A 15711-nucleotide genomic window follows, 5' to 3' on the forward strand; every position below is an offset into this window, starting at 1 on the left:
TCGTTCGCCGCATCGGTTGCAGTGATTTTGACACTGTGCATCTGCGAATCTTGGCATAAGGGCAGCAGCGGAATAGGCTATCATTTTGAGTGCCAGGGGCTGGGCTGTCAGTTACACCCAGCTAATCGGGTAGCTGGGGGTATCTAACCCCCAGCCCCCACAACACCCTGCACCGATGCGTCGGACCGGCGGGTCCGCACAGGGCGTTTCCCGAAAACGTTCAGAGTAAGATGGCCGATTACCTCCTCCTACCCCAATGATGGCTTCTGATTTTGCGCCAACGTTCCTCAGTCCGGTCGGACATGGAATCGTTGAGCTGCACAGGCTCCTCATTGATTTTCGGGTTCAGGCCTTCACCCTGTCCCAACCATTACGATGGGCGTTTGGCTACTATGCCGTCTGCTGACTTCTGCTCAATCACCGGCGGGGTTACCCCTATCGGCGCTATCGGCGCTATCGGTGTCCACCTTGTTCGCTCGCAACCGCCGATGGCAACGGCTGCGCCCAGGCTTGATCGACCAGTGGCCTGACTGGTAATTGACCGATCGCTCGTTGAACAGATCCCGAAGCGTCGGACCGCCCCAAATAAGAACATGCACTGTCACTGCGCAACTGCATCATTTACGGTGGCCGTTAGATCACGCGGCTTCGCGGGAGGCCGCCCCGTCGGCTTGTGCCAACTCGCCTCCGGCCTACGCCTCATATGATGTTCTTGTTCATCAGCTCGCAGCTTTGCTAGCGGCTTACTTCCGGCCGGCGTTCCGGAGACCGCACCTCGCGGGTTGGCCCTTGCCATTCGCTAGTGGTTAGCGTTCAATCGGTAAAACCGGCTGAACGGTGATCTTCCCACAGGGGACTTTCACCCCATTAGTTCATGCCCATGCTGGGCGTACACAAATGGCTGTTGGCGGACGCGCCTTCGCTGCGCTCCGGCACGCCGCAAAGCCGAGCGTTAGCAAGATGCCAATAGGCACACACTCTGCTAGACTCATGTCATGAAGCAAATTAACTGGAATGCTGAAAAGAACCAGCAGTTGATGAGCGAGTGCGGAGCTTCTTTCGAAGACGTTCTGTTCGCCCTTCAGTCTGATGGTTTACTTGATGATGGACCTCATCCCAACAGTGATAAGTATCCGAATCAGCGTCTGTTTGTGGTTCGGATTGATGATTACGCCTGGCTGGTACCGTATGTTGAGAATGACGGGGAGATCTTTCTCAAAACGATCATCCCCAGCCGCAAGGCCACCAAGAAATTTTTAGGGGGATTGTATGGCCAAGATTAAATTAGATTCTGAAGAGCAAGAGTTGCTTGAGGCATACGAGTCCGGGGAATTCGAATCGGATCTGGATGCCGATCGGCGCGAGCATCTCACGAAGGCAGCCGAAGAAACCTTCAAGAAAGACAAGCGGATCAATATCCGTATTTCTAGGCGGGATCTGGAGGCACTTCAGCGCCGGGCTTTGGAGGAGGGCCTGCCGTACCAATCTCTGGTTTCCAGTGTTTTGCACAAGTATGCCTCTGGTGGGTTCAAGGACATCTCTGCTAACAAGTCAGGCCAGCGGACGCGCTGACGCGCGCTGCTGCCTTCTGCGTTAGCAGGCACCACTTTACCTCCACGATCTTGCCGGTTGAGTAAAAAAGGGATATTTTATACTCATGGATGAATTCGAGTTCGACGACCACAAAAGCAAGGCTAATCTGGAAAAGCACGGTATTGATTTCGAGAGTGCTCGAACGCTTTGGGAAGATCCATATCTGTTGGAAGTCCGAGCAAAAGCTATGGATGAGGAGCGATTCCTCCTGGTTGGTCGAATAGGCGAAAAGCATTGGTCTGCGGTCGTTACATATAGGGGCAGGCGTATTCGGATGATTTCAGTCAGGCGTTCCCGCAAGAAAGAGGTAGAGCTCTATGAAAGCTAGAGATTTCGACAAAAAGTTTGAGGAAGATCAGGAGAATATTGTTGACGATCTTGATCTTTCCACGGCGCGGCGCGTGAACCAAGAAGCAAAGCGGATAAATGTAGATTTCCCTGCGTGGGTTGTTGAATCGCTAGACCGGGAAGCGGCCCGTATCGGTGTCACGCGCCAGTCAATCATCAAGGTCTGGCTAGTTGAGCGCCTTCAGGCCGAAGCTGCTAATCGGGTAGCCGGGGGTATCTAACCCCCAGCCCCCACAACACCCTGCACCGATGCGTCGGACCGGCGGGTCCGCACAGGGCGTTTCCCGAAAACGTTCAGAGTAAGATGGCCGATTACCTCCTCCTACCCCAATGATGGCTTCTGATTTTGCGCCAACGTTCCTCAGCCCGGTCGGACATGGAATCGTTGAGCTGCACAGGCTCCTCATTGATTTTCGGGTTCAGGCCTTCACCCTGTCCCAACCATTACGATGGGCGTTTGGCTACTATGCCGTCTGCTGACTTCTGCTCAATCACCGGCGGGGTTACCCCTATCGGCGCTATCGGTGTCCACCTCGTTCGCTCGCAACCGCCGGTGGCAACGGCTGCGCCCAAGCTTGATCGATCAGTGGCCTGACTGGTAATTGACCGATCGCTCGTTGAGCAGATCCCGAAGCGTCGGACCGCCCCAAATAAGAACATGCACTGTCACTGCGCAACTGCATCATTTACGGTGGCCGTTAGATCACGCGGCTTCGCGGGAGGCCGCCCCGTCGGCTTGTGCCAACTCGCCTCCGGCCTACGCCTCATATGATGTTCTTGTTCATCAGCTCGCAGCTTTGCTAGCGGCTTACTTCCGGCCGGCGTTCCGGAGACGGCGCCTCGCGGGTTGGCCCTTGCCATTCGCTAGTGGTTAGCGTTCAATCGGTAAAACCGGCTGAACGGTGATCTTCCCACAGGGGACTTTCACCCCATTAGTTCATGCCCATGCTGGGCGTACACAAATCGCTAAACCGTGACGCCGTAAACGGCGCACATTAGCGCAGCGTTAAATGCCAGTGATCGCGAAGTCCAGGGCATCTACTATCTGGTCTCGAAAGTGGGTTAATGAGCCTGCGGGGTTATTCAGTTGCTTGGTGGGCACTGAGGATATTTGAGGTGTCAGCAACAGAAGTTTCTGGCCATCGAAGGTGACCTTTGGAGTGAGGCCCTGCATCGTTTGGTTCCCGAAGGCTGAGAGCCTGCCAAGCGGAATAACGATGCGTGTTGCCAGTTCAGATAAGTGCAGGCTTTGAATGTCGACCAAGTAGGGATAAAACGATTTGCTGGCTTTGTTCGGATTGGGGTATACATCGAACTGGGCCATTAAAATTCCCTAAATTCGTCACCGAAGCAACCATGCTGCTCAACGAACTCGTTGTAACTTGTGATGGCAGCGCGGTTTTCGTCAGCCCATTGAGCTGCTTTGCGTTTCGCCAACTCTTCTCTCAAAGCTCGCTCAAGCGTGGCCGAGAGATTGATGTTCAACGCTCGCGTTTTTGAAAGCAGGTCGCTGTTCACGGACAGATTCGTTGCCTTTTTAGGAGAAGCTATATCGTAGAGCTCATGCATTTTGGCCTCCACAGAGCTATTTTCTGGCTTTTACACAGCTTATGCGTATGCGGGTGCGCATTCAAGTGCATTTAACCAATCAATCAAGTTCGTTCCCGGCCTGATGGCCGTCCACCGGTCGGCTTTTAGCCGCCGCTTGTCTCAGCGTTATGTGCTTTGAAACCTGATACGTTACAGGGTACGATCAAGTAATGATTCGAAGCTTCAAACACAAGGGCTTGGCCAAGTTTTTCAAGTCCGGTAGCACAGCAGGGATTCAGGCTGGTCACGCGAAGAGGCTTCGGCTTATTCTCGGTAGATTAAATGCAGCGTCGGATGCCAAAGATATGGACTTACCAGGCCTTCGATTGCACGAACTGTCCGGCAATCGCGCTGGAGTCTGGTCAGTGGTAACTGGCGGGTAACGTTCCGGTTTGAGGACGGTGATGCCGAGATAGTGAACTATGAAGATTACCACTGAGGTATAGCCAATGTTGATGCACAATCCTCCCCACCCTGGTGAAGTATTGCGAGAGCTTTGTCTGGAGCCCCTTGGCATCTCTGTCACGGCGGCTGCAGAGGCATTGGGTGTTAGCCGAAAAACTTTGAGCGCTGTATTGAACGGCAAGGCCGGTATTAGTCCCGAAATGGCTATTCGGCTTTCTATTGCGTTTGACACCTCAGCAGAGAGCTGGCTAAACCAGCAGTCCCAATATGAGCTTTGGCATGCTGAACAACATCGTAAAGAGCTCAACGTGAAGAGGCTTGTTGCGGCCTGAATCATCACATAACCAAGCCATGCACCGGATTTCAAACCCTCCGCTTCGCTGCGGTTTTGTCACCGGTGATGGCAAGCGTTATGTTTCTTCCCTCGGACACCTTGTCTGCCTGTAAGCAATGTCGTACTCTTTAATGTACGCTAAAACGTACTTGAGGTGAATGCCATGTCTAGGGTCCGTGTAGATGAAGATATCCGTCCTCTGTCTGAATTCCGGGCAGGGGTAGCCACATTTGTAAAGCAGCTCCATGAAACCCGCCGCCCTATGGTATTGACGCAGAGAGGTCGTGGCGTTGCAGTATTGGTGGGTGTCCACGAGTACGAGAGGATGCAAGAGCGTCTGGAAGTGCTGGAAGAGGTGTATAAGGCCGAAGAACAGATAGCCTCCGGGGATGGTATTGCGCATGAAGACGCGAAGGCTCGGGTTTTGAGCAGGCTGGGTCAATGAAGATTGTTTGGTCCCCGCTTGCGCTGGAGCGTGTTGAGGATATTGCTCGGTATATAGCAGAAGATAACCCAGATGCTGCGCTACGGTGGGTTGATGGTTTATTCGCCACGGTAGAGCGGCTAGTCGACTTCCCTAAAAGTGGGCGTATGGTTCCCGAGGTGGGGTCGCCTCGCATCAGAGAGTTGATATTTGGAACTTATCGGGTTATTCACAGCGTCAAAGATCAGGTTGATATTCTGACTGTGCGTCGCAGCAGCCAGTTATTGCGGGTGTCCGAGGTCGATGATGATGAAACATAACCAGCGGCTGCACAGCGACCGATTTTCCGCCGCTTAGCGGCGCCAAACCGGCGGGTGAGCCGGGCGTTAAAGGGTAAAGCTCGATGCATGGCAGCCATTACCTATCCGTGTCAGAATTAACAGATACACGAACGAGAGGTTGCGCCCATGAATCTCCAAAGAATTGAAGACGAGGCACTCCATCTGCCAAAAGAAGAGCGAGCTCTGTTGATCCAACGATTGGTTTTGAGCCTGGAATCTCCGTCAGAGGAAGAGCTTAAGTCTGACTGGTTGCTTGAGGCTCGCAGAAGAGCGGAAGAACTTGATAGCGGGTTGGTTCCAGCGGTACCCGGTGACGACGTTATGAGGAAGGCTCGAGCACTAATCAAATGAACTACGTTTTTCACCCGGCAGCGGAAGCCGAGTTTTTGGAATCAGTCGGTTACTACGAATCGAGGGTTCCAGGATTGGGTGGTGCCTTTATAGAGGAATTTGGGGCCCTCGCCGAACTGATCGGCGATTCACCAGAAGCTTGGCAGGTCAAGCTAGAGCCGGATATTCGCAGAGCTTCCCTTCATCGATTTCCGCTATCCATCGTCTATCGAAAAAAGCCTAGCTGTTTCCAGATTCTAGCGGTTGCACATGACCGGCGGCGGCCGCACTACTGGCTAGGCAGGCTTTAAAAATCGGCTGCACGGCGACCGATTTTCCGCCGCTTCGCGGCTCCAAACCGGCGCGTTAGGCGCACCACAATCTGAGTTTGAGTAAGATCCACAGCATGAAAAAGGTATCAGAAATGCTCATAGCAGTTAGCGGTGACCTGCTAAAGAGCGTGGAAAATTTGGAGGAAATGCAGGCACACTTGGATTTGGTGAAGACTGCGTGGAATATGTCACTGTCATCTGGAAAAAAACGTAATGGAAAGCTCAAAAAGTTCATTGAGTCTCAACGGGCCCGGGCGCCTAGCATAGAGGCACTCGAAGGTCTCGAATGGGAGTTCAGGCGAATCATGAAGCAAAAGGACAAGCTTTTTCCAGCGGTAAAGAAAAAAGTAGAGTTTGCGATGGCCATTGAGGAAAGCAAGAACTGCTATATTATACGGGCATACTTCACTAATGGCGCCGAGCCGAGTTCGATCGCCTAACAGTATGCCTTGGTACAGCAATTGGCATTCAGTTCCTTACCTCGGGGTCGTCCCGCTGGCCATCACTTGCGCTCGGGTCAGTTCTTGCGCTCTATGCGGTCATTGCGCTGTTCCTGCCAAAGTTCAGCGTGTCGCAAAAAGTGGAGCTTCGCCTTTCGCCAATTGTCGGTGGCGTCACAGGCATCCTTGCCGGCGCAACAGGTGTCTTTGTAGTTCCGGCCGCGCCCTATCTCAGTGCGCTGGGCCTGACCAAAGACGAACTCATTCAAGTACTGGGCTTGTCTTTTACAGTGTCCACGGTTGCATTGGCAGTTGCACTGGGTGCAAGCGGAAGCTTTTCTTCCGGAATTCTCGTGGCCTCCGCTGGCGCGGTGGTGCCAGCGTTGGTCGGCATGTTCATTGGGCGGCACACGCGTAATCGAATCGAACCGGCTGCATTTCGCAAGTGGTTTCTGGTTTCCATGCTTTTTGTTGGTGGCTATATGGCCGTCCGCAGTCTGGTTGCGCAGTGACGCCTAACGATCTGCTGCACAGTGAGCGTTTTTCCACCGCTTCGCGGCTCCAAACCGGCGCGTGAGCCGAGCGTTTACACCTCACTGATCTGGCCTTGATGTTTATACGGCAGCGCCGTATATTTTAGCAATGCTATTCATTGAAACCTCGACGTTCACCAAGCTGTTGCCGAGCTACCTCACGGACGAAGAATACCGTGGGTTTCAAACATACCTTATGCAGAAGCCTGATGCGGGCGATCTCATCAAGGGCTCTGGTGGTGTTCGCAAGGTTCGTTGGGCACCAGCGGGATCGGGCAAGAGTGGTGGCATTAGAGCGATCTACTATTGGGACGTGCCTCGATTCCCGGGCACATGCTTAAGCAGATAGCGGAGGCGATTAAAAATGAGTGATAGAAATCTTGGTGCAGAAATCCTCGCTGGGCTTGATGAAATTAAACAATTCAAAAAGGGCAATCGGGCGTTGCGCACTTATGAACTGTCTGAGCCCTCAGCGCCTCAAATTATTCGGTTAAAACTGAAAATGTCTCAGTCAGTTTTTGCCGGTCTCATGGGAGTAAGCGTTCGCACCCTGCAGGATTGGGAGCAAGGGCGTAGAGAGCCACAAGGCCCAGCAGTTGCGCTTTTGCGTATTGCTGAGCAGCACCCGGAAGTTTTTGGCCAGCTACACTGAGTATGGAGCAAGGTGAAGTGGGAAAGCGCAACGGCGGCACCGCCATATACATTAAAGATGCCCAAAAATAACGAGTAGTGGGCTGTGTTTAGACTATAAAACAAGCCATAACCAGCAGCATAAATTCCTCGGTTAAACACAGGTTTCAAGCAAATGCCCAGCCAGCAAAAACTTGCCACACTCAACGAACAGTTCGCAATAGAAGGGCACCTGCAATTCAACGCGACTGGCGATTTGATTGTGGCTGACATCACTAACCAGCAAGCCACGGCAAGCATTGCCCTGCAGGGCGCGCAGGTGCTGTCCTGGGCTGCTAAAAGAGAAGCTAAAGGGGGTGCCGAAAGAGGTGCCAACGAGCAGCAACCGCTGATCTGGCTTTCAGACGAAGCGACGTTTATCGCGGGTAAAACCATTCGCGGCGGCATTCCAGTGTGTTGGCCTTGGTTTGGCGCACATCCTGATCGTGAGGATTATCCCGCCCATGGTTTTGTCAGAGCCGCCGTTTGGGACGTGATTGAAACCAGCACGACGGCTGCCGGGCAAACGAACATAGTATTTCGCCTGCCGCAAACGCAAGTGCCCCCAGCCTTATGGTCACACAACACCGAGCTAGAGCTACACGTCAGCGCCGGCGCAACCCTTGAGCTGAACTTGATTACGCGCAATCATGGGTTAGAAACCGTCACCATCAGTCAGGCGTTACACAGTTATTTTGCCGTGAGTGATATCAATGATGTGACGGTTAAGGGCCTGGAAGGTTGCCAGTTCATTGATGCCCTGGATGATTGGCAGCGTAAAGTCGAAATCACGCTGATTTGCATTGATGCCGAAATTGACCGCATTTATCAAGATACCCAGCCCGTCTGTTCACTCGAAGACAAAGGTTGGCAACGTCGTATCAACATTGAAACCAACAACAGCCGCTCAACCGTGGTCTGGAACCCCTGGATTGATAAATCAGCCCGGCTGGGTGATATGGGGGAGGGCGGTTATTTGAACATGCTGTGTATTGAAACTGGCAATATTGCTGATGATCGTGTCAGCATTGCTGCGGGTGCGGAGCATTGCTTGTCGGTCTGTTATCGGATTGCGAAACCTTCAGCCAATTCATCACTGCGGCGAAGTACAAGTAGTTGCCTGGGCTTCAGCGAGAGCGAGGCCTAAACCCTTCGCTCAAACGGACCCGCATCGGCATGCCGTTACAGGCCCTCATTTCATTCTGGGCCTTGCGCGCAGCCTGCCGCTTAGCTCAAACGTTGAGGCTGTAGAAAAAGGTCGAAGACAATCATCGATCTGAAATTGGTTGATAAACGATCTAAAAATAGCGCCTATTCTTAAAATCTGGAGGACTTATCATCGAAAGCACACCCAGATTTTACGTAGGAGCGTCATCAAAAAATACTCGAGGGTTTTCCTACAGCCTCGTTAGGCTTCAAAAGGAGTCTGGATGAAAACTGAAGATATTAACTACCACATAGGGTTACCTGAAAAATACAGAGACTCTGCTGTTGATTTGTACGACGAAGCTTTTGGACAAAAATTTGCTGTAGCGATACCTTCTAAGAAAAAAAGAATTCTCTTTTTAAAGACATGTTTAACTCTTGACTATGTAATTAGTGCTATTCATAAAGATAAGTTAATTGGAATAGCGGGCTTTCAAACTCCAGAAGGTTCATTAACAGGTAGTATGACGTATAGTGAATTAATTTCTCAATTAGGTTTTATAAAAGGGAATTGGGCTGCTGTTATTTTTACCCTTTATGAAAGGAAGGCTGCGGTTAAAGAATTAATTATGGATGGCATCGCTGTTCACTCTGATGCCAGGGGAAAAGGCGTAGGGAGTCACCTCCTAAAAGAAGTAGCAAAATATGCTAAAGATCATAAATTTAACAGTGTACGCTTGGACGTTATTGATATAAATCCCAAAGCTAAAATACTGTATGAACGAATGGGATTTAAGTCAGTTAAAATAGAATCCTATCCATACTTAAAATGGTTACTTGGCTTTAGTGGTTCCACTACAATGGAATTAACTGTGTAATGTCAGCTTAACCAGCAAATCAACAAGGACCCGAACTTCCCCTAGATTAGTAGACACGCGTCGATAACTCCGCAGTACATCACTGAGTTCAAAGTTAAAGTGGCGGAGTGGAGTCACCAGGCTCACCGGATTGTGAAAGGCGTTGCTGAAGCACTGGATAGCCATTCTTTCATACTGGCGCACTGGCGACTGGGAAACGGTCTTAGTGCAAGCTTCGTCGGGGCAACGTTGCGTGATGCCTTTACCTGTCGAAAGCTGGCCTCTGGCCTGTTATTCCATACGGATCGCGGCATTGAATACCGTACGTCGTCCGTTTCTTTGCGATGCGTCAATTTCGGAAACATAGAAAAGCTTATATTGAGGGCTTCTATAGTACCCAACGACTGCACAGCGGCCTTGATCATCGGACTCAGATAGAGTTCAAAGAAATTGACTGACGGAGCTCGTGAATTTTATTAAGGGAAGTTCACGAATAACAGCGGGCTATTTTCACTTCGCTCAAGTTTAGGCCACTATTATTTGCCAGTTATTCGGGGCGTTTTAAATGTTAAGAGGACGTTATGTCAGGGATTGCTAAAACTCCAAATCCGCCGTACTACGCTGTGATTTTTAGTTCCGCTCGCACTGAGGGTGATCATGGCTACGGTGCAATGGCCGACAGAATGCTGGAGCTGGCAGCGCAACAGGAAGGGTTTCTTGGTTTAGAGTCAGCCCGGGAGGGTATTGGTATTACGGTATCGTACTGGGCCAGCGAGGAAGCCATCAAGAATTGGAAGCAAAACGTTGAGCATCTTGAAGCCCAGCGTCTGGGTCATGAAGCCTGGTATTCCGAGTTCAAAGTCCGAGTCGCAAAGGTAGAACGGGCTTATGGCATTTAACCAGTGGCTTAAGTGCGTTCCCGGCCTGCCTGCCGCCTACCGAATGCCCTTGTCCCGGCACCGCTTAGCTTTGCGGTAAGTGTTTTCAGGAAGGAAGCTGTGAGTAAGTATCATATCGCCCAACTCAACATTGCCACGCTGTTGGCCCCAATTGATTCGCCGCAGCTTTCGGATTTTGTCTCGAATATGGATAGGATCAATGCGTTGGCAGAGGAGTCGCCGGGTTTTGTCTGGCGGTTTCAAACCAAAGACGGTGATGCTACCGGCCTTGATTGTTTCTGCTCCGGTAAGACTGTGAATCTTTCCCTCTGGGGTTCGACCGAGGCTTTGCATAATTACGTTTATCGGTCTGCCCACGTTGAGATCATTCGCCGTAAGAAAGAGTGGTTTTACAAAATGGGTGAGGCTTACATGGTCCTTTGGTGGGTGCCTGCCGGTCACATTCCGTCAATTGAGGAGGCAGCCCAAAAGCTGAAGATGCTGCGAGAGCGTGGCCCATCCGCGGAGGCTTTCACATTCAAAAAAGCATTCCCGGCCCCCAGTGCACCAGCCGAAGCGTGGGGTGGTGAATGTTCAGCTATTTAACCAATCGCTTAAGCGCGTTTGCGGCCTGACGGTCGCCCACCGGAGGCCCCTGACGAGTCGCTGGATGGACGGACCTCGAAGCATTTGGATCAGGTTGACGGCACTTTCCGCAACCGCTTGTGCTGAATGGCATTATTTTTACGAAATAAACACATAACAAGAAGGTATTTATGCACATTGGACTGATCGGTGGTTTTCGAGAGACCGAAATTGTTGTGCCGCTTGGCGAAAGTCTCGACAAAGTTTACGATGCCTACATGAGCATTGCTGTTTCTGGTGCTGTCAGCGAAGAACAAAGAGACACTATATTCCGGGCTGGCAAGAAGATGTGCGACGACCAAGGTGCTCAAGCTGTCGTCCTTGCTGGCACAGATCTTTTCGTGGCCTTCGATGGGTATGAGTGCGGGTTCAAGTACGTCGACAGTGCTTTAATCCACATCGATGCGATTTATCGAGCATCGCTGCAAAAATCAGATAACAAGGCAATGCTCGCGACAAGCGTGTGATTGTAGCGTTAAGATTTTCGAAGCGTTCGTTATTTTTCCTACTCGACTATTTAGCATAATAGTGTGACCTCAAAGATCAAAGGAGTGATCTCGAAATGAGTTTGTACGACATCTATTCTCACCCTGACGGAAGAGTTGAAGCAGTAAAACAAGGATGGTCATGGCCAGCAGTATTTCTTGGCGGCTTTTGGGCACTATCGAAGAGACTTTGGCCGCCGGCTGGGGCCGCATTCCTTATAGCGATATTAGGCTGGTTCACAGCGCCTTTTTTGGCTGGTCAAGGCATTGCTTTTGAGACCATTGAACTCGCTCACATGGTTATAGCGGCACTGATGTTTCGGGTTTTTGGGGCTTATGGAAATCGTTGGTATGCAACAAAGCTTCAACCCGAAGGTTTCCGAAGGGTTTCAAAGGTATCCGATATTGATGCTTCAAGAACGATTAACGAATAAAAAAATCGCTTTCTGGCTCTCATACTCCAAAAGCGTGACTTGATCGCCCTGAAATCATGCCTTAACAAAAACAGTCATGGCGACGGATACACTGTTGCGGCTTCGCCTTTATTCCTTAGCCGCGCATGCTGTTGATATTAGGCGCAATTGATATACCAAACATTGGGTTTACAATGAATAATGAGCAAGCACAAGAACATATAAAGCAAAAATTAAAGGAAGGTGATACGTTAATTGGTTTCTTTCAAGCAGTTTCACCGCCTAAACTTTGGATGTTTTTCATAATTGGGCCGTTAGCTACCCTTAGTACGCGAATGTACTTCTTAGCTGTGACAGAAAAAGGTTTATATTTTCATAAATGGAGCTTAATTGGCAATTTTAAAAGTTATGATTTTTTTGAGTTTGATGAAATTGAGAACGTTAAAATAGGTAAAGGTATATTGCAAAGACCAATGAGGTTTCACTTTAAAAACGATAGAAAAATAAAAGTAAAAGCACCGTTAAAGGGTCATAAAAAATTAGCGAAAATGACTCTTGATGTGCAAAATTATATTGAAAATAGAATTTCTCTAGCTCGATAATCCCTTTTCTGATATTAATATATTCACTCGAAGGAGAGTTTAAAAGTACCGCCGATGAAACGATGAGTATACAAGTCGACCATATAGGGCATATATTGGGAACACTTGGGGTAACTATCTATTGCAGATTCAAACCTGTGCGTCTGACAAGTTACTCAAAAGGACGTGAAACAGTTGGCTAGCACTCGTTCCTCGTACATTTTAGCCAACTATTTTGCGCTGCTTCGTAAGGCGTCACAAAGCAAGGGAGATCACTGAATCATGATCGCCAGGGAATGGAAGTGTCGAGTACCTGAGTGCCATAGCGCAGGGTTCACTGCTTATCTGTACGAAAGCGGCATCAAAGACGCTTCTTCAACACCGGGCTTTCGCGGTGCTCAGATTTTCCGCCGCACTCTGGCCCACAAAGTTGAACTGACGCTCATTACGTACTGGGAAAAGCTCCAATCAATCAAGGCCTTTGCTGGCAACGATATTTCGCAGGCGCGCTTGTACCCTGAAGATGAGGTTTATGAGCTTGAGCCTGACTTTTCGGTGCAGCACTATGAAGTCATCGAGCATCAGTTTTTGGTAGAGCAGCGGCGGTAAACGGGTGCAATTACTTTGTAACCAGTCATTCACGTTCGTTCACGGCCTGGCGGCCGTCCAACGGATTCCTTTATCAGGGCTCCTTTAGCTTCGCATTAGACGTACACGATCATCATGGGGAGAGTTATGACTGACCATCAGACCAGCTTCGTCATTGAAAACGACAAGGCCGAATGGCGAGTCCTTTTCAACGGCTATGCCGATTTCTATAGCGTGCCGATGGACGATAGCACTGCAGACAAAGTTTGGGCTTGGCTGCTGGACCCAAGCCACGTCCTTGAAGGGCTCGTGGTGCGTGACGCAAACGGTACCATTGTTGGCTTCGCACACGTTCGTGCCTGTCCCCGAACTCTTGGCGGCTGCGACGTCGGTTTCCTGGATGATATGTACGTTGCTCCAGATGCTCGCGGTTCTGGTGCGTCGGATGCTCTATTTGTGGGTTTGCGCACTTTGGCGGTGGAGCGTGGCTGGCCAACTGTTCGTTGGATTACTCAGCACTTCAATGCGCGAGGTCGCGCGTTCTATGACCGTTATACGTCTGGGCCAAGTGATTTCATTATGTACCAGTGGAAGCAGGATTAGCCCTGACTTGGGGTATACGTTTAACAAGTCACGGAAAACGGACGCGTGAGGCGCCGCTTCGTTCAGCGTTATGCTTCTCTCAGAGCAGGCTCAAGCCCAAGGTAATCAACAAAAGGGATAAAGTCGCGATCCAAAAACAGCAGGGGTAGCTTCTTCTCTATGCAGAACGTTGCGATGATCACGTCGGCCGTTTTTCTGATCGTGATACCCCTTTTACGAAGCGCACGATAATTGTCGGCACACTTGGCAGCCATATCTTTGCCAAACATTTCATATTGATCCAGAGCAAGCAGGCTTTGTTTGGTCTGATGGTATTGCTGGTCGTTGCGGATGCCTTGAAGGATTTCCAGAAATATGAGGTCGCCGATAGCGACTGACCCTTGGACTATTGATGCATCCAGCAGGTCAGTGTGCGGATTTTTGACTCCGTTGAAATAGTCGATCCAGACGCTGGTATCCACCAGTATCATCCGGCGCTCCGCATTTCATCCAGGTCACCTTCCCACTTGATTTTGCCTCGTAGCTTCCGAATCTCCTGCTGCTTGCTAAGCTGTACCAGAAGTTTCAGGCCTTGCTCAACAGCCTCTTTTTTGGTTTCGTAGCCGGAGGCTTTGAGGGCTTCGGCCATCAACTGGTCGTCAATGACGATGTTCGTTCTCATGTCGCACCTATGTGTATGGTTATCGATTTCTATACACAATCTAGCACTTCGGAGAGAACATAACAATCGGCTGCACAGCGACCGATTTTCCGTCGCTTCGCAGCTCCAAACCGGCGCGTGAGCCGGGCGTTATGTTGTTGGGAGATCTGATAGTCAGCTATGAAACTTGAAAATATTGAGTTACTTATCGATGGCTCGGGCGAAATTTCTATCGGAAGGGCTGGGCCAGTTCGATGTGCTGCATGTGCGTCTGATGAGGATCAGTGTCTTGCAATGTTGGTCAGAAGGCCTGATGAGTCGTCATCTGAGTTGCTAAAACGGCTTGATTCTGCAATAGAGAATGCGATTGAACGGAAAATATTTGCGGATGAGATCAATGGATAGTGGCCAAGACGCTGTTCATGACTGTCACGGCATGCCAGATAATGGCGTGTCGATTAGGCTGGAAAAGAATTATGTAAGGCGCGAAAATTTCGTATGGTGCCTGTTTATAGAAAGGCAAGCGACGGAAGGCGATTTGGAGGAGAATCATCATCTCGAAGAGGTTGGCGAGATGATTTGGACGACGGTTGTTGAAATTGGGTTCTGCCCATATTGCGGGCAAGAGCTTGCCGTCCCCAGCAGAAATAAGCCCGGTGATTTTGGTCGCTTTGCTCATATTGACTGCTCAGCCTGGGCGAGCCGATGGTGCTGACCTCAACAAAACATAACCAAGCCATGCACCGGATGCCAAAACCTCCGCTTCATTGCGGTTTTGTCACCGGTGATGGCGGGCGTTCTACGGCAAGGAAGGCTTAGGCAATGCACCAAATCTTGGTATACGCAGATTCGTTGAGTTGGGGCATCATCCCTGACACTCGTGGTCGATTTCGATTTGATCAAAGGTGGCCGGGGGTTGTGGAGAATGCGCTACTCAATGCAGGTACGTCTGTTAGGGTTATTGAAGACTGTCTTAATGGCCGTCGTACCGTATGGGATGATCCTTTCAAGCCGGGTCGCAACGGACGTGAAGGCCTGGAAAAGTGCATGGAGATCAATTCGCCGTTGTCATTGGTGATCATGTTATTGGGCACCAATGATTTTCAGTCTATGCACAATTTGACCGCATGGCAGTCTGCACAAGGCTTAAAAGCTCTTGTCGGTGCAATACGGCGAGCTCCCATAGAACCCGGAATGTCAGTACCGGCAATTATGCTTGTGGCGCCCCCAAAATTGCAAAAGGCCAAGGGCAGTATCGCGCCTAAATTCAAAGGTGCAGAAGATAAAGCCGTGGGTCTGGCCGACGCAATTCAAGCCGTAGCGGCAGAATGTGGTTGTCATTTTTTCGATGCTGGTTCGGTTACGCCGACAAGCCGTGTCGACGGTGTTCACCTAGACGAAGATCAACATCGCACACTCGGTCTCGCGCTTGCCAAAGTAATCCAGCCGTTGGTCCAGTAGTTTTGCCGTATACCAAGTGCAGGCAAGGGACGCTCCCAAAGTCGCGCCCCTGCTGCAAGCGTTAGCTGGGATTGC

26 protein-coding genes and 3 pseudogenes are annotated in these 15711 nt (G+C 50.4%); 24 read left to right on the plus strand and 5 right to left on the minus strand.

Annotation, left to right across the window (positions count from 1 at the left end):
- Window positions 1-995: 995 nt before the first annotated feature.
- The 4 genes from ATG98_RS08450 to brnA all read left to right on the plus strand — a co-directional run bounded on the left by ATG98_RS08450 (window position 996) and on the right by brnA (window position 2162).
- Window positions 996-1283, plus strand: a complete 288-nt coding sequence (locus ATG98_RS08450; RefSeq protein WP_098420638.1) for a toxin — start codon at window positions 996-998, stop codon at window positions 1281-1283.
- Window positions 1270-1572, plus strand: coding sequence for a CopG family antitoxin (locus ATG98_RS08455; protein WP_098420639.1), 303 nt, complete (start codon window positions 1270-1272; stop codon window positions 1570-1572). Before ATG98_RS08450 ends, ATG98_RS08455 begins: the two co-directional genes overlap by 14 nt.
- A gap of 85 nt (window positions 1573-1657) precedes the next feature.
- Window positions 1658-1921 carry a BrnT family toxin gene (locus ATG98_RS08460; RefSeq protein ID WP_098420640.1) on the plus strand — a complete coding sequence of 88 codons (264 nt, stop codon included), beginning with the start codon at window positions 1658-1660 and terminating at the stop codon, window positions 1919-1921.
- Complete coding sequence (gene brnA, locus ATG98_RS08465) at window positions 1911-2162, plus strand: type II toxin-antitoxin system BrnA family antitoxin (RefSeq protein ID WP_098420641.1); 252 nt, start codon at window positions 1911-1913, stop codon at window positions 2160-2162. The genes ATG98_RS08460 and brnA overlap by 11 nt, the downstream gene beginning before the upstream one ends.
- 785 nt (window positions 2163-2947) lie before the next feature.
- On the opposite strand, the gene ATG98_RS08470 is transcribed toward brnA, so the two are convergent.
- Together ATG98_RS08470 and ATG98_RS08475 are read right to left on the minus strand one after the other, a co-directional pair.
- Window positions 2948-3265 carry a CcdB family protein gene (locus ATG98_RS08470; RefSeq protein ID WP_098420614.1) on the minus strand — a complete coding sequence of 106 codons (318 nt, stop codon included), beginning with the start codon at window positions 3263-3265 and terminating at the stop codon, window positions 2948-2950.
- Window positions 3265-3510 (minus strand): type II toxin-antitoxin system CcdA family antitoxin, encoded by a 246-nt coding sequence (locus ATG98_RS08475; protein WP_036183053.1) that lies wholly within the window; start codon window positions 3508-3510, stop codon window positions 3265-3267. Before ATG98_RS08475 ends, ATG98_RS08470 begins: the two co-directional genes overlap by 1 nt.
- Window positions 3511-3701: 191 nt before the next feature.
- Here ATG98_RS08475 and ATG98_RS08480 point away from each other — a divergent pair.
- The 19 genes and pseudogenes from ATG98_RS08480 to ATG98_RS08570 all read left to right on the plus strand — a co-directional run bounded on the left by ATG98_RS08480 (window position 3702) and on the right by ATG98_RS08570 (window position 13535).
- Window positions 3702-3970: pseudogene (locus ATG98_RS08480) on the plus strand (type II toxin-antitoxin system RelE/ParE family toxin).
- 10 nt (window positions 3971-3980) lie between these two features.
- Window positions 3981-4268 (plus strand): HigA family addiction module antitoxin, encoded by a 288-nt coding sequence (locus ATG98_RS08485; RefSeq protein WP_098420643.1) that lies wholly within the window; start codon window positions 3981-3983, stop codon window positions 4266-4268.
- A 165-nt stretch (window positions 4269-4433) separates the two neighbouring features.
- Window positions 4434-4715 (plus strand): type II toxin-antitoxin system Phd/YefM family antitoxin, encoded by a 282-nt coding sequence (locus tag ATG98_RS08490; RefSeq protein WP_007348116.1) that lies wholly within the window; start codon window positions 4434-4436, stop codon window positions 4713-4715.
- Entirely contained in the window at window positions 4712-5014 is a 303-nt protein-coding gene (locus tag ATG98_RS08495) for a type II toxin-antitoxin system RelE/ParE family toxin (RefSeq protein WP_098422600.1), read from the plus strand. Before ATG98_RS08490 ends, ATG98_RS08495 begins: the two co-directional genes overlap by 4 nt.
- Before the next feature lie 147 nt (window positions 5015-5161).
- Window positions 5162-5386, plus strand: a complete 225-nt coding sequence (locus ATG98_RS08500) for an addiction module protein (protein WP_098420645.1) — start codon at window positions 5162-5164, stop codon at window positions 5384-5386.
- Window positions 5383-5676, plus strand: coding sequence for a type II toxin-antitoxin system RelE/ParE family toxin (locus ATG98_RS08505; RefSeq protein WP_098420646.1), 294 nt, complete (start codon window positions 5383-5385; stop codon window positions 5674-5676). The genes ATG98_RS08500 and ATG98_RS08505 overlap by 4 nt, the downstream gene beginning before the upstream one ends.
- 95 nt (window positions 5677-5771) lie before the next feature.
- Window positions 5772-6137, plus strand: coding sequence for a hypothetical protein (locus tag ATG98_RS08510; RefSeq protein WP_143751176.1), 366 nt, complete (start codon window positions 5772-5774; stop codon window positions 6135-6137).
- Window positions 6138-6148: 11 nt separating this feature from the next.
- Window positions 6149-6649 (plus strand): annotated as a pseudogene (locus tag ATG98_RS08515) (TSUP family transporter); the annotation flags it as partial.
- Window positions 6650-6779: 130 nt separating this feature from the next.
- A pseudogene (locus ATG98_RS22350) lies at window positions 6780-6980 on the plus strand (type II toxin-antitoxin system RelE/ParE family toxin); the annotation flags it as partial.
- A 54-nt stretch (window positions 6981-7034) separates the two neighbouring features.
- On the plus strand, window positions 7035-7322 hold the full coding sequence (locus ATG98_RS08525; protein WP_098420649.1) for a helix-turn-helix domain-containing protein: 288 nt from the start codon (window positions 7035-7037) through the stop codon (window positions 7320-7322).
- 153 nt (window positions 7323-7475) lie between these two features.
- Window positions 7476-8486, plus strand: a complete 1011-nt coding sequence (locus ATG98_RS08530) for a D-hexose-6-phosphate mutarotase (RefSeq protein ID WP_098420650.1) — start codon at window positions 7476-7478, stop codon at window positions 8484-8486.
- Between the two features lie 283 nt (window positions 8487-8769).
- Window positions 8770-9363, plus strand: a complete 594-nt coding sequence (locus ATG98_RS08535) for a GNAT family N-acetyltransferase (protein ID WP_098420651.1) — start codon at window positions 8770-8772, stop codon at window positions 9361-9363.
- A gap of 560 nt (window positions 9364-9923) precedes the next feature.
- The gene (locus ATG98_RS08540; protein WP_098420652.1) at window positions 9924-10241 is read left to right on the plus strand and encodes an antibiotic biosynthesis monooxygenase family protein; all 318 of its coding nucleotides are present in this window, start codon (window positions 9924-9926) and stop codon (window positions 10239-10241) included.
- A 99-nt stretch (window positions 10242-10340) separates the two neighbouring features.
- The gene (locus tag ATG98_RS08545) at window positions 10341-10826 is read left to right on the plus strand and encodes a DUF3291 domain-containing protein (protein ID WP_098420653.1); all 486 of its coding nucleotides are present in this window, start codon (window positions 10341-10343) and stop codon (window positions 10824-10826) included.
- A 170-nt stretch (window positions 10827-10996) separates the two neighbouring features.
- Window positions 10997-11332: a hypothetical protein gene (locus ATG98_RS08550; protein WP_098420654.1), complete on the plus strand. Its 336-nt coding sequence runs from the start codon at window positions 10997-10999 to the stop codon at window positions 11330-11332.
- 95 nt (window positions 11333-11427) lie between these two features.
- Complete coding sequence (locus tag ATG98_RS08555) at window positions 11428-11784, plus strand: DUF2628 domain-containing protein (protein ID WP_098422601.1); 357 nt, start codon at window positions 11428-11430, stop codon at window positions 11782-11784.
- A gap of 173 nt (window positions 11785-11957) precedes the next feature.
- Complete coding sequence (locus ATG98_RS08560) at window positions 11958-12365, plus strand: hypothetical protein (RefSeq protein ID WP_098424409.1); 408 nt, start codon at window positions 11958-11960, stop codon at window positions 12363-12365.
- A gap of 261 nt (window positions 12366-12626) precedes the next feature.
- Window positions 12627-12953: an antibiotic biosynthesis monooxygenase family protein gene (locus ATG98_RS08565; RefSeq protein WP_098422602.1), complete on the plus strand. Its 327-nt coding sequence runs from the start codon at window positions 12627-12629 to the stop codon at window positions 12951-12953.
- 126 nt (window positions 12954-13079) lie between these two features.
- Entirely contained in the window at window positions 13080-13535 is a 456-nt protein-coding gene (locus ATG98_RS08570; RefSeq protein WP_098422603.1) for a GNAT family N-acetyltransferase, read from the plus strand.
- A gap of 68 nt (window positions 13536-13603) precedes the next feature.
- On the opposite strand, the gene ATG98_RS08575 is transcribed toward ATG98_RS08570, so the two are convergent.
- From ATG98_RS08575 to ATG98_RS21825, 3 genes are all read right to left on the minus strand, one after another.
- Window positions 13604-14005, minus strand: coding sequence for a PIN domain nuclease (locus ATG98_RS08575; protein ID WP_098420659.1), 402 nt, complete (start codon window positions 14003-14005; stop codon window positions 13604-13606).
- Window positions 14002-14196: a type II toxin-antitoxin system VapB family antitoxin gene (locus ATG98_RS08580; protein WP_011785720.1), complete on the minus strand. Its 195-nt coding sequence runs from the start codon at window positions 14194-14196 to the stop codon at window positions 14002-14004. Before ATG98_RS08580 ends, ATG98_RS08575 begins: the two co-directional genes overlap by 4 nt.
- 373 nt (window positions 14197-14569) lie before the next feature.
- Window positions 14570-14854: a hypothetical protein gene (locus tag ATG98_RS21825; RefSeq protein WP_179888091.1), complete on the minus strand. Its 285-nt coding sequence runs from the start codon at window positions 14852-14854 to the stop codon at window positions 14570-14572.
- Window positions 14855-14997: 143 nt separating this feature from the next.
- On the opposite strand from ATG98_RS21825, the gene ATG98_RS08595 reads away from it, so the two are divergent.
- Window positions 14998-15636 carry an SGNH/GDSL hydrolase family protein gene (locus ATG98_RS08595; RefSeq protein ID WP_098420663.1) on the plus strand — a complete coding sequence of 213 codons (639 nt, stop codon included), beginning with the start codon at window positions 14998-15000 and terminating at the stop codon, window positions 15634-15636.
- Window positions 15637-15711: the final 75 nt, after the last annotated feature.

Source organism: Marinobacter sp. LV10R520-4 (assembly GCF_002563815.1).
Taxonomy (GTDB): Bacteria; Pseudomonadota; Gammaproteobacteria; order Pseudomonadales; family Oleiphilaceae; genus Marinobacter.

Coding starts and splice junctions, on each gene's coding strand:
- ATG98_RS08450 (WP_098420638.1), top strand. CDS start 996: ATGAAGCAAATTAACTGGAATGCTGAAAAGAACCAGCAGTTGATGAGC.
- ATG98_RS08455 (WP_098420639.1), top strand. CDS start 1,270: ATGGCCAAGATTAAATTAGATTCTGAAGAGCAAGAGTTGCTTGAGGCA.
- ATG98_RS08460 (WP_098420640.1), top strand. CDS start 1,658: ATGGATGAATTCGAGTTCGACGACCACAAAAGCAAGGCTAATCTGGAA.
- brnA (WP_098420641.1), top strand. CDS start 1,911: ATGAAAGCTAGAGATTTCGACAAAAAGTTTGAGGAAGATCAGGAGAAT.
- ATG98_RS08470 (WP_098420614.1), bottom strand. CDS start 3,265: ATGGCCCAGTTCGATGTATACCCCAATCCGAACAAAGCCAGCAAATCG.
- ATG98_RS08475 (WP_036183053.1), bottom strand. CDS start 3,510: ATGCATGAGCTCTACGATATAGCTTCTCCTAAAAAGGCAACGAATCTG.
- ATG98_RS08485 (WP_098420643.1), top strand. CDS start 3,981: ATGTTGATGCACAATCCTCCCCACCCTGGTGAAGTATTGCGAGAGCTT.
- ATG98_RS08490 (WP_007348116.1), top strand. CDS start 4,434: ATGTCTAGGGTCCGTGTAGATGAAGATATCCGTCCTCTGTCTGAATTC.
- ATG98_RS08495 (WP_098422600.1), top strand. CDS start 4,712: ATGAAGATTGTTTGGTCCCCGCTTGCGCTGGAGCGTGTTGAGGATATT.
- ATG98_RS08500 (WP_098420645.1), top strand. CDS start 5,162: ATGAATCTCCAAAGAATTGAAGACGAGGCACTCCATCTGCCAAAAGAA.
- ATG98_RS08505 (WP_098420646.1), top strand. CDS start 5,383: ATGAACTACGTTTTTCACCCGGCAGCGGAAGCCGAGTTTTTGGAATCA.
- ATG98_RS08510 (WP_143751176.1), top strand. CDS start 5,772: ATGAAAAAGGTATCAGAAATGCTCATAGCAGTTAGCGGTGACCTGCTA.
- ATG98_RS08525 (WP_098420649.1), top strand. CDS start 7,035: ATGAGTGATAGAAATCTTGGTGCAGAAATCCTCGCTGGGCTTGATGAA.
- ATG98_RS08530 (WP_098420650.1), top strand. CDS start 7,476: ATGCCCAGCCAGCAAAAACTTGCCACACTCAACGAACAGTTCGCAATA.
- ATG98_RS08535 (WP_098420651.1), top strand. CDS start 8,770: ATGAAAACTGAAGATATTAACTACCACATAGGGTTACCTGAAAAATAC.
- ATG98_RS08540 (WP_098420652.1), top strand. CDS start 9,924: ATGTCAGGGATTGCTAAAACTCCAAATCCGCCGTACTACGCTGTGATT.
- ATG98_RS08550 (WP_098420654.1), top strand. CDS start 10,997: ATGCACATTGGACTGATCGGTGGTTTTCGAGAGACCGAAATTGTTGTG.
- ATG98_RS08555 (WP_098422601.1), top strand. CDS start 11,428: ATGAGTTTGTACGACATCTATTCTCACCCTGACGGAAGAGTTGAAGCA.
- ATG98_RS08560 (WP_098424409.1), top strand. CDS start 11,958: ATGAATAATGAGCAAGCACAAGAACATATAAAGCAAAAATTAAAGGAA.
- ATG98_RS08565 (WP_098422602.1), top strand. CDS start 12,627: ATGATCGCCAGGGAATGGAAGTGTCGAGTACCTGAGTGCCATAGCGCA.
- ATG98_RS08570 (WP_098422603.1), top strand. CDS start 13,080: ATGACTGACCATCAGACCAGCTTCGTCATTGAAAACGACAAGGCCGAA.
- ATG98_RS08575 (WP_098420659.1), bottom strand. CDS start 14,005: ATGATACTGGTGGATACCAGCGTCTGGATCGACTATTTCAACGGAGTC.
- ATG98_RS08580 (WP_011785720.1), bottom strand. CDS start 14,196: ATGAGAACGAACATCGTCATTGACGACCAGTTGATGGCCGAAGCCCTC.
- ATG98_RS21825 (WP_179888091.1), bottom strand. CDS start 14,854: ATGAGCAAAGCGACCAAAATCACCGGGCTTATTTCTGCTGGGGACGGC.
- ATG98_RS08595 (WP_098420663.1), top strand. CDS start 14,998: ATGCACCAAATCTTGGTATACGCAGATTCGTTGAGTTGGGGCATCATC.